The sequence below is a fragment of the Schlesneria sp. genome (assembly GCF_036405755.1).
GTDB lineage: Bacteria > Planctomycetota > Planctomycetia > Planctomycetales > Planctomycetaceae > Schlesneria > Schlesneria sphaerica.
Genome location: NZ_DASWWZ010000754.1, coordinates 1 through 10,816, shown reverse-complemented (window position 1 = coordinate 10,816; position 10,816 = coordinate 1). Strand labels below are relative to the sequence as shown.

At 54.2% G+C, this 10,816-nt stretch carries 9 protein-coding genes; all 9 read left to right on the top strand.

Annotated features, from left to right (window positions below):
• On the top strand, positions 1 to 882 hold an 882-nt coding region (locus tag VGE80_RS24730; RefSeq protein ID WP_440594508.1), incomplete at its 5' end, for an oligosaccharide flippase family protein.
• Positions 883 to 1,434: 552 nt separating this feature from the next.
• Positions 1,435 to 2,805 carry a hypothetical protein gene (locus VGE80_RS24725; protein ID WP_373651791.1) on the top strand — a complete coding sequence of 457 codons (1,371 nt, stop codon included), beginning with the start codon at positions 1,435 to 1,437 and terminating at the stop codon, positions 2,803 to 2,805.
• A gap of 153 nt (positions 2,806 to 2,958) precedes the next feature.
• Complete coding sequence (locus VGE80_RS24720) at positions 2,959 to 3,882, top strand: glycosyltransferase family 2 protein (protein ID WP_440594507.1); 924 nt, start codon at positions 2,959 to 2,961, stop codon at positions 3,880 to 3,882.
• A 512-nt stretch (positions 3,883 to 4,394) separates the two neighbouring features.
• Complete coding sequence (locus VGE80_RS24715) at positions 4,395 to 5,117, top strand: CatB-related O-acetyltransferase (protein ID WP_397570245.1); 723 nt, start codon at positions 4,395 to 4,397, stop codon at positions 5,115 to 5,117.
• A gap of 86 nt (positions 5,118 to 5,203) precedes the next feature.
• Entirely contained in the window at positions 5,204 to 6,058 is an 855-nt protein-coding gene (locus tag VGE80_RS24710; RefSeq protein ID WP_373651788.1) for a glycosyltransferase, read from the top strand.
• Positions 6,059 to 6,238: 180 nt separating this feature from the next.
• Entirely contained in the window at positions 6,239 to 7,552 is a 1,314-nt protein-coding gene (locus tag VGE80_RS24705) for a nucleotide sugar dehydrogenase (RefSeq protein ID WP_440594506.1), read from the top strand.
• Entirely contained in the window at positions 7,536 to 8,768 is a 1,233-nt protein-coding gene (locus VGE80_RS24700) for a glycosyltransferase family 4 protein (protein ID WP_440594505.1), read from the top strand. The genes VGE80_RS24705 and VGE80_RS24700 overlap by 17 nt, the downstream gene beginning before the upstream one ends.
• Positions 8,769 to 8,846: 78 nt before the next feature.
• Positions 8,847 to 9,746, top strand: a complete 900-nt coding sequence (gene rfbA / locus VGE80_RS24695; protein WP_373651785.1) for a glucose-1-phosphate thymidylyltransferase RfbA — start codon at positions 8,847 to 8,849, stop codon at positions 9,744 to 9,746.
• A gap of 119 nt (positions 9,747 to 9,865) precedes the next feature.
• On the top strand, positions 9,866 to 10,816 hold a 951-nt coding region (gene rfbB / locus VGE80_RS24690), incomplete at its 3' end, for a dTDP-glucose 4,6-dehydratase (protein WP_440594504.1).

Here is a 10,816-nt window from a genome sequence, read left to right as displayed (position 1 = left end):
GGAATAAGTATCCTGAAGTTCGGATGGCCACTGCTGATCAACGGTGTCCTGATGATGCTGTTGAACTATGGAGATCGGTTCGTCATTGCGGCATTTCCCACATATACGATGACCGATGTCGGTCTGTACATGATCGCGTCGTCAGTGACATTTATGCCAATCATGCTACTGACAAAGCTTGGTACGACAATCATCCTGCCCGTTCTTGCCAGAGAGCAGGACGACGCTGAACGTTTTAACGACCGGTTTCGTAAGATTACGCGAATCGTTGGATTTGTGGCGATTGCCCAGACCGTGCTGCTGATCATTGCCGGGCCGGCGGCCGTCACGCTTTGCTTTGGCGAGAAGTATCTTCCTGTCGCTGCCTTTTTTGGATGGATGGCCGCAGGAACCGGAGTTCGTGTGCTCAAACTGGCTCCGACACTCGGAGCTCTCGCCTACGGCGACTCGCTCAATACACTGCTGACGACGGTCGCCCGCTGCACGGGTTTCGGCATTGCGATCGCCGCAGCCAGTATGGGAGCCGACCTGAGCTGGCTCGCGATTGCGGGCCTGTTGGGAGAGATCATCTCGCTGGTCGTCTCGATGCTTTCGCTCGCTTACCGTCGCTCTGTTTTTGATCTGACGCTGGTGACATGGACGTTCCTCCTGCTGCTGGCGATTGCGATTTCAATGGGAATTTTCCAGATGATCGGCGGCGCCGAAGCAGGTTGGATGGTTGTCCCCGTGACGGTGGTCGCTGCGGGAGTCATGGCGTCGATTGCGGCCGTCACTTTTTTTGACCCGAACAGTCCGGTCGTCATTAAAGCACGTGAAAGGCTGGCACCATTCTTTTCGCGGTTCCAGCGAAACCTTATTCACCAAGACGTTGAGAAGTCATGAACAGTGTCGATCGGTGCCGGGCCTTGAATCGGCTTCGGAACGATAAAAACCTTCGAAGCCGGCTGAAACCGGGAATCTCATCGCTCGACGTGCGATTCGTTCCAGCACCTATGCCACGTCGGAAAACGTTTGTTTTCCCTGTCACGAAGATGCCCTTCTCAGCCCCCCACATCCACTCACACTACTTCACGCGTTCCCGAGGGTCCCGGCCGTCACTCGCCAAACCACAGTCGTTGCCAGGGTTACTCGGAATTCCCCGGGCTTCCGCTGAAGGAAGGCCAGAATGAGACATCCGCTGCAGAGACCCGGTCCCCCAACTCAAGCGATGGGTGAGGCTCGATCGAATCCGGAAAAGGATTTTTCTCGAGTCCCTGAGAAAGACTCCCGAGACGGGATTTCGCCCTGGGTCTGGCAGATAGCCCATCCAAACCGTATTTGTAGATTTGTAGAACTCGCAGATTTCCAGCGAATTTGACGAAGCAGACACCAATCGCTCGCTTCATCTCAAGGATGAGTCGGACGCATCTCCCATCAGACAGAGGACACGGTGCAATGAACCACGATCGATTTATCACAGGTAATCCCGAGTATGCGAACACCACAACGGTGCATCCGCTCGGCCTTACACTGTTGCTCGTGCTGGGATTTGCGATGCTGTGTGTGCCGCGCAGGTACACCATGGTCGTCCTGATCCTTTGTGCCTCGCTGATCGCGAGCGGTCAACGCCTGGTGATTTTTGGAATCGACTTTTCGTTCTTGCGACTGATGGTGATGTTCACCTGGACGCGAATTCTGCTGCGAGGTGAATACCGCAACTTCCGCTGGAATCGTCTTGACTACGTGGTCATCGCCTGGAACATGGCCGCGTTCTCCCTTTTCATCATCTCCCATGGTTTTCACACGGTCATTTTCAAACTTGGCAACACCTTTGACTCGATGGGAACATACTTTCTCGTTCGTTGTCTGGTCCGAGACCTTGACGATATTCGCGCCATGATTCCCGGGGTCGCCATAACGGGTGCCGTGGTGATGTGCTTCTTTATTGTGGAATCCACCACGAAGAGAAATATGTTTGCCGTCTTCGGGGGGGTCCCCGAAATTACTGCGATTCGAGAAGGGAAACTGCGCTGTCAAGGTGCGTACGCGCACCCGATCCTGGCAGGTTGTTTCTATGCGGTACTCGTCCAGTTATTTGTCTCGCGGGCTCTCTCGCCCGGATTCGGTCGTCTCTTCGCACTTCTGGGAATTGGTTCATCGCTGGTGATTATCGCTCTGTGTAACTCGAGTACGCCGATCGTGGGGGTATTTTCGGGCATTCTCGCCTTTTGCTGCTTCCCGATACGGCGGCACATGCGGCTAGTCAGGTGGGGGATTGTGCTGGCGCTCATTGCGCTCCAGGGAGTGATGCTCAAGCCCGTGTACACGCTGATTGGTCGTATTACTCTCAGCGATGGAAATACAGGACGGCACCGTGTTGCGATTCTCGACGCCGCCATTGAGTATTTCTCGGAGTGGGCACTCTGCGGAACGGCGCATATCGACCACTGGAACATTTATGCGAACGACATCACCAATAAGTACATTGCCGAGGGAATTTCGGGTGGAATCGTTCAACTGACGTTGTTCATCACAATGATTGTGTTCGCCTTTTCAAATGTGGGACGTCTCTGGCGAAAAGTGAACAATTCGAGTGCCGACGCTCTGATGGCATGGTCGATCGGTGTGGCGCTGCTGGTCCACATCGTCAACTTCATCGGTGTGACCTACTTTGGCCAGATCGAAACGCTTTGGACCTACACGCTGGCCATCTCAGCGGTTCAGCCTGCTGTAGCTGGCCTGAAAAAGCGAGGAGTGAACACCGGATTGCCTCATACTCAGCAGATGGCAGCAGCCCGCCGATCGAAAGAAATGGCGTACATGTAAATCTGCAGCTGCGGATCTCCTGACAATTAATTGTTGTTCGTCATAGAAAAGTGTTTGTTTCGGGTCGATTCGTGTGGGGTGGTGTGGTGTGGCTGAAGAGTAGCCAACGGTTTCATTCTGCATAGAGTCTGGCTGGATTGGGAAATGCGTGCGATGGTTGATTTAAGTATCCTGATCGTCTGCTACAAGGCGAAAGACCTGATCGACGACTGTCTGAGCGGCGTCTACAAGTACACGTCCTCTGAATGTAACTACGAAGTGCTGCTCGTAGACTGCTCGAACGACGGTACGGTAGATCTCGTCAGAGAGAAGTACCCGCAGGTTCGGATCATCGAGAACTCGGAGAATCTCGGTTACGGCAAGGGCAATAACTTTCTCGCCGAACACGCCGTGGGAAATTACATCCTGCTGCTGAACCCTGACGTCATTGTCTCTGACGATGCGATCGGCGAACTGTACCGCACTGCGGTGGCGCACCCGGAAGCTGGTGCAGTGGGCGGGGTCACTCGACTGCGAGACGGTTCGTACGACCCCGGCTGCCGTCAGTACGTTCCCACCCTCTTCCGGCTGACGGCTGGCGCGCTCGGAGGAGGCCGATTCCTGAACGGGGCTTTACCGGAAGGAGCTACGGAAGCGGGAGAAGTCGATACCCTCACCGGAGCTTTTATGCTGGTCCGACGCGATGCGTGGAACCAGTTGCAGGGATTTGACACCAGTTTCTTCATGTATTCTGAAGAACTCGACCTGTGCCAGCGACTGAAGAAGCAGGGGTGGAGCGTCCTGATGACTCCCCGCGCCCAAATCATCCATCTGGTGGGCGGTGGTCAAAAACAAAGCCCCCGACGAATCCTGTTGATCGCACAGTCCCGTATGCACTTTTTCCGCAAGTACTGGAACCGCCCGCAGGTGGTACTCGGCGGCACACTGGTCTGGTTGCACGCCTTCATTCGCGTTGCAGGAGGAACCGTTGCCAGCACCCTTCTTCGCAGCAGTCGCGGAAAAGATTTGACGCAAGCTTACGGTCCCATCGTGTTTCAACCAGGCTCGTGGTGGGGAGGATACCAGCGTGAACATTGAGGGACAGGTCGTCAACTTGACGGCTCGCAGGTCAATTCCATCTGGTTTGTCCCCTGCACGGCACCGTGCGAAGCGGACTTGCCTGGAAGTGGGGATGGATTCATAAGGTGGCAAATATTGACATCGATTTGCATCGGCTAGGTGACCCGGTAAGAAAAGAAATCTCGTCCGTGAGACGTGCAGGTGCAACGAAGCAACCAGATGGTTGTGAAAGATCAAAGAGACAGCTGTCACGCGTGCACGTTAAGCGATGCCGTCCCATCGACGAGAGACGCCTTCAAAGGTGAAGTCTCAGTAAAACGAGTGACGGGACTGTGAAGAATTGTTTTCTGTGTTGCGGGACCAAACTAGACGAAGACCGGTTTAAGACAAACGAACGAGCGGTTCGTGACGATGTCCGAATGGTTAAAGGGATTCCGTTTAAGCTCCCGCTGCCTCCAATGAACCCGAGTTGCACCAAGCAACGCAAGTAGAATTTCCGCAAAGAGATCCGTAGGAAGGAAATTGACAAGATGTCAGGGACAGTAGAGACCAAGGCGGTTCAAATAGAAACGACGGATTCAGCGTCGTTTAGTTTTGATTCGCCGGAACTACAAAGATCCTTTTTTTCACCACTGTTTATTCTTGTCTATCGATTGCTGGGCTGCCCCCGCAGACTGCGGCTGGCAACGTTCCTGCTGAGCGTGATTATTCGGATTGAGAATCCGATGCGGTCGGCCACGGCTCGTCAGCTCATGTGGCAATATCACGGTGTTAAAATTGGTCCTCACTCCTACGGCAGTTGTTTCGATCCTGTTGCCTTCCGTAGCGGGGTCACCATCGGTCGCTACACGTCTGTTGCTGAGGGGGTCAAAACTTATCTGCAGAACCACCCCGTCGACACTCTGTCCACTCACCCTTATTTCTATGAGGGAGCGACCGAGAACGCTCAGCCAATCGACCTTCCCGGAGGAAGCCTGGATATTGGACACGATGTCTGGATCGGCAGCAGTGTGATCATCCTGCCGGGGTGCAAACGCATCGGAAATGGCGCCATTGTTGGGGCGGGAGCCATCCTGACCAAAGATGTTCCGGATTATTGCATTGTCGCAGGAAATCCGGCCAAACGAATCCGAGATCGCTTTCCCCCTGAGATCATCGCGAAGCTCCAGGCATCGCAGTGGTGGTTATTACCGATCAAGGAAGTTCAACGCAGGCTGCCTGAGCTGACGAAGTTGCTCCATCAAAACAGTTGAAGTTGCCGGTTCACTGATACGACCGCATCCGGTCGTGCTGCCGACACAGTCGAGTGCAAACTTTTAAGGAGTCCGAGAGAACCAAAATGGTTTCGATTATCATTCCGGCCTACAACGAAGAGGCCGTTATTGGACGAGCCCTGAGCTACTTGCTCGAAGGTGCCGATCGGACAGCGCTCGATGTGATTGTTTGCTGTAATGGCTGCGTGGATCGGACTGCAGAAATCGCAAGATCCTTTGGACCGCCCGTGCGCGTCGTCGAAACGCCGCGCGGATCGAAGACGCTGGCTTTGAACATGGGCGATGAAGCAGCCCGGTCGTTTCCCCGCATCTACCTCGATGCCGACATTCTCCTCAGTTACGACGCGGTCAAGAAGTTAACCGAGGCGCTCACCGACAATAATCAGCTCGCCGCGGCACCACGAATGCGCGTCAATCTGACCGGGCGCCCATGGTTCATCCGGGCGTTTTACGACGTATGGCTCAGAACGCCCTACCACACGCGTGGCATGATCGGGTCCGGATTGTATGCATTATCCGAAGAGGGACGTCGGCGCTTCGAAGTATTTCCCGAAATCATCGCAGATGACTCGTTCGTGCATGCCCATTTTGCACCAAATGAGCGTAAGACAGTCGAAAGTTGCGACTTCACAGTGACGCCTCCCGCAAGTTTTGCTGGCCTGATCAAAATTAAGACACGTGCAAAACTGGGGTCATTGCAACTGGCGCAACGGTTTCCCGACTTGATGCGCCAGTTTAATGAGTGGGAGAAAGCAGATACGGGGCGAGACGAGTATCGCAACCTGTTGAAGCAGCCGCTCATGTGGCCAAAACTTGGCGTTTTCACTTTCGTGAAAATGATCGCGTTGATGCGTGCTTCCCGCCAGTTGAAAAAATTAAAGGGTTACCGTTGGGAACGCGACGATACGTCGCGAGCCTGAGTGAAATCGATCGTCGGCCATTCAAAGTACTACAAATCGATCATCGAGCTTCGGGTGAATCGAGACACGGCACAGAGCAATTTCCAGGAAAGATGTCACGCGCAAACCAACTGTACAGTGGCGGAAGGACAATCTCGCCGCTAACAAAGTGTGGCATTCAAATCAGATTCGGAGTTCTCGATGAAAATCAGCGTTTTTGGACTGGGTTATGTTGGAGCCGTTTCGGCTGGATGTCTGGCACAGGATGGACATGACGTAATCGGCGTCGATCCGCTGCAGGCCAAGGTCGATCTGATCAATAATGGACAGACTCCCGTTATTGAAGCTCAGATCGGCGAAATCATCGCCAAGGCAGTGAAGGATGGGAAACTCCGAGCAACGTCGGACGTCCAGGAAGCAGTCAATAAGACGGCACTCTCGCTGATCTGCGTCGGTACCCCGAGCCAGATCAACGGTAGCCTGGATCTCAAATACGTTCGATCCGTCTGTGAACAGATCGGCAAGACGATTGGGAGCAAGGCTGAATACCATGTGATCGTTGTCCGAAGCACCATGCTGCCGGGAAGCATGACCAATGTCGTGATCCCGACCCTAGAGCAATCATCGGGTAAGAAAGCGGGGGTCGATTTTGGAGTCTGCATTAACCCGGAATTCCTCCGCGAAGGTACAGCGGTCTACGACCTGTACCATCCTCCCAAGACGGTCATCGGTGAAACGGATGCACGCTGCGGTGATATTCTCGCCAGCATCTATGCCTCCCTGGACGCTCCTCTGATCCGGACCGATGTCGCCACGGCCGAAATGGTCAAGTACTCCGACAACGTCTGGCACGCGTTGAAAGTTGGTTTTGCCAACGAAATTGGAAACATCTGTAAAGCGATCGGACTCGACGGTCACAAGGTGCTCGACATCTTCTGTAAAGATACGAAGCTCAACCTTTCTCCTTACTACATGAAGCCCGGATACGCATTCGGTGGATCCTGTCTGCCCAAGGACGTGCGTGCCTTGACGTATAAGGCTCGCAGCCTGGACCTGGATCTTCCGATCCTCAATTCGATCCTCCCGAGCAACCAGAATCAGATCGACATCGGTTACCAGATGGTAACGAAGCAGGGTCACCGCAAGGTCGGAATCCTCGGTCTCAGCTTCAAGGCAGGAACCGACGACCTTCGGGAAAGTCCGCTGGTCGAGCTGGTCGAACGGCTCATCGGCAAGGGATTTGACGTTAAGATCTATGATCGCAACGTTAACATCGCCAGCCTCGTCGGTGCGAACCGGGACTACATCCTCAATCACATCCCCCACATCAGTCGCTTGCTGGAAAGCGACATGGATAGTGTACTTGCACACGGACAGACCATCGTCGTCGGCAATGGCTCCGCTGAGTTCCGCGGAGTCCTCGACAAACTGAAGAGCGATCAAGTGCTGGTCGACCTGGTCCGAATCACAGATGCGACGAGCCAACAGGGTAAATACGATGGAATCTGCTGGTGAAGCAGCGCCTGCACTCAGTCAGGCAAAAAAGAAGCAACGTGTTTTAATCATTGTCGAAAACCTACCTTCACCGTTCGACAGACGCGTTTGGCAAGAGGCATCGGCGCTGACCGCGGCGGGATACACCGTCTCGATCATTTGCCCCACTGGCAAAGGCTACGAGAAGCGATATGAAATGATCGATGGCATCGCCATCTATCGACACCCATTGCCTCTCGAAGCGGACGGAGCTCTCGGTTACGCCATTGAATATTCAACGGCTCTATTCTGGGAGTTCTTTCTGGCCTGGAAGGTACTGTTCACCCGCGGCTTTGATGCAATTCACGCCTGTAATCCGCCGGACAACATCTTTCTGATCGGGATGTTTTTCAAACTGCTCGGAAAGCGATTCCTGTTCGACCACCATGACATCAATCCCGAATTGTACATGGCGAAATTCGGTCGCAAGGACTTCTTCTACAAAGTGATGCTCGCGTGGGAGCGCTGGACCTTCTGGGTCGCGGATGTCTCGATCGCTACGAACGAGTCTTACAAGAAGATCGCCGTCGAACGGGGACGAATGTCGCCCGAGCGTGTCTTCGTTGTTCGCAGTGGACCGATGCTGGATCGACTCAAAGTAGTTCCACCCGTTGAATCGCTCAAATGCGGTCGACGTTTTCTGGTGGGATACGTCGGCGTGATGGGGAAGCAGGAAGGAATCGACCTGCTGCTCAATTCGGTTCGCCACATTGTTTTCAACATGAACCGCCGCGATATTCATTTTGGTATCGTCGGAGGGGGCACTTCACTCGATGAGATGAAAGCCTATGCTGCGGAACTGGGGGTGGCGGACTACGTCACTTTCACCGGTCGCGTGCCGGATCAGCAGCTCCTTGAAATGTTGAATACAGCCGATGTGTGCGTTAATCCGGATGTCGCGAACGACATGAACGACAAGTCGACCATGAATAAAATCATGGAGTACATGGCCCTTGGAAAACCGATTGTTCAATTCGATCTGACGGAAGGGCGATTTTCCGCACAAGAAGCGTCCTTGTACGCGAAGCATAACGACCCCGTCGACATGGCGGAAAAGGTTGTTTCGCTGCTGGACAACCCGGAACAACGCCAGAAGATGGGCGAGTACGGTCGACGACGCGTTCAGAACGAGTTGGAATGGAAATATGAAGTACCTAAACTTCTGGCAGCCTACGAGGCCTTGTTTCAGCGGCGCTGATTCACGCCGAATCTGATTAACGCCCCGGAACGATGATACGATGCGGTTGTGTCAGTAACACTTAAACAAGAGAAGCTCATGTCGCAGAACGTCGAGAACCGCCGCAAAGGAATTATTCTTGCCGGGGGCTCAGGCACGCGTTTGTATCCGGCAACGCAGGTCGTCAGTAAGCAGATTCTGCCAATCTACGATAAGCCAATGATTTTCTATCCGTTGTCGACGCTGATGCTCTCGGGGATCCGCGAGGTCCTGATTATCAGCACGCCACAGGACCTGCCCTTGTTTCAGCGACTGCTGGGCGACGGTTCGCAATGGGGAATGGAATTCTCCTATGCGGAGCAACCCAAACCGGAAGGACTGGCTCAGGCCTTCATTATCGGGGCTCCCTTCGTCGGCAAGTCCCCGTCCTGCCTGATCCTGGGAGACAACATCTTCTACGGTCATGACCTGGTACAATCCCTTCAGAGTGCCGACGCACAACGTGACGGGGCGACGGTTTTCGCCTACCACGTTAAAGACGCCCGCAGCTATGGGGTCGTGGAATTTGATGGCAAAGGACGGGCCATCTCTCTGGAAGAGAAGCCCGAAGTTCCGCGATCAAACTATGCGGTCACAGGACTTTATTTCTATGACAATGAAGTCATTCAGATCGCCAAATCCCTCAAGCCCTCCGCACGCGGCGAACTCGAAATCACCGATGTGAACAAGGTCTACCTCGAACGCCAGCAGTTAAAGGTCGAGATATTCGGTCGCGGGAGCGCGTGGCTAGATACGGGAACTCACGATTCGCTGCTCGAAGCCTCCACGTTTGTGTCCGTGCTCGAGAACCGTCAGGGACTCAAGATCGCCTGTCCCGAGGAAATCGCGTGGCGATTGAAGTATATTGATTCAGAACAGGTCCTTCGCCTGGCCAAGCCACTCGCGAAGACGAACTATGGACGGTACCTGATTGATCTGGTCAGCGGAGATAAACGCTAATCCGATCGTTCGCTCACGGGAAACTCTCTGCGAAAGTGATCGCAGAGACGCTGCAATCTGATTCAGGGCCTTATTTTCCAACTTCGCCTTTGTTCTTCATTGGTCCAGGAGACCGATCTGTGAAATTGCTTGTTACTGGCGGCGCTGGCTTTATTGGATCCGCGTTGATTCGGTATCTGATCGCTGAGACAGGTTACTCGGTGGTCAACGTCGACTGCCTGACCTACGCAGGAAACCTGAGTACGCTGCAGTCCGTCGCGTCTGATTCGCGTTACGCCTTTGAGAAAGTCAATATCTGCGATGCCGCCGCGCTGCACAGCGTCTTCGAACGGCATAAACCGGATGCAGTCATGCATCTCGCAGCCGAATCGCACGTCGATCGGTCGATTGATGGTCCAAACGCATTCATCCAGACCAACGTGGTTGGAACGTACAACCTGCTTGAGGTGAGCCGGAGATACCGCGCGACGCTTCCCGAAGATCAACAGCAGCGATTCCGCTTCCACCACATCTCCACCGATGAAGTCTACGGGTCGCTCGGAGACGAAGGGCTCTTCACAGAAGAGACACCTTACGACCCCAGTTCGCCGTACTCGTCGTCCAAGGCAGCTTCTGACCATCTTGTGCGAGCCTGGCACCGAACGTATGGGCTGCCGGTCCTGGTGACGAACTGCTCAAACAACTACGGTCCGTTCCAGTTTCCCGAAAAGCTGATCCCCCTGACGATCACTTCGGCACTGGAAGGTCGGCCACTTCCCGTCTATGGAACGGGTCAGAACGTTCGCGACTGGCTGTACGTCGACGACCATGCTCGTGCCCTGATCGCAGTGCTCGAACGGGGCAAGATCGGCGAAACCTACAACATTGGTGGCAACAGCGAACGGCAGAACATTGTCGTCGTCCGAACCATCTGCTCACTGCTCGACGAACTGGTCGCTGATTCGAAGAATCGTCCTCACGAGAAGTTGATCACGTTCGTGACGGATCGCCCTGGCCACGATCAGCGCTATGCAATCGACGCCGCCAAGATTCAGCGCGAACTCGGCTGGAAACCTCTCGAGTCGTTTGAT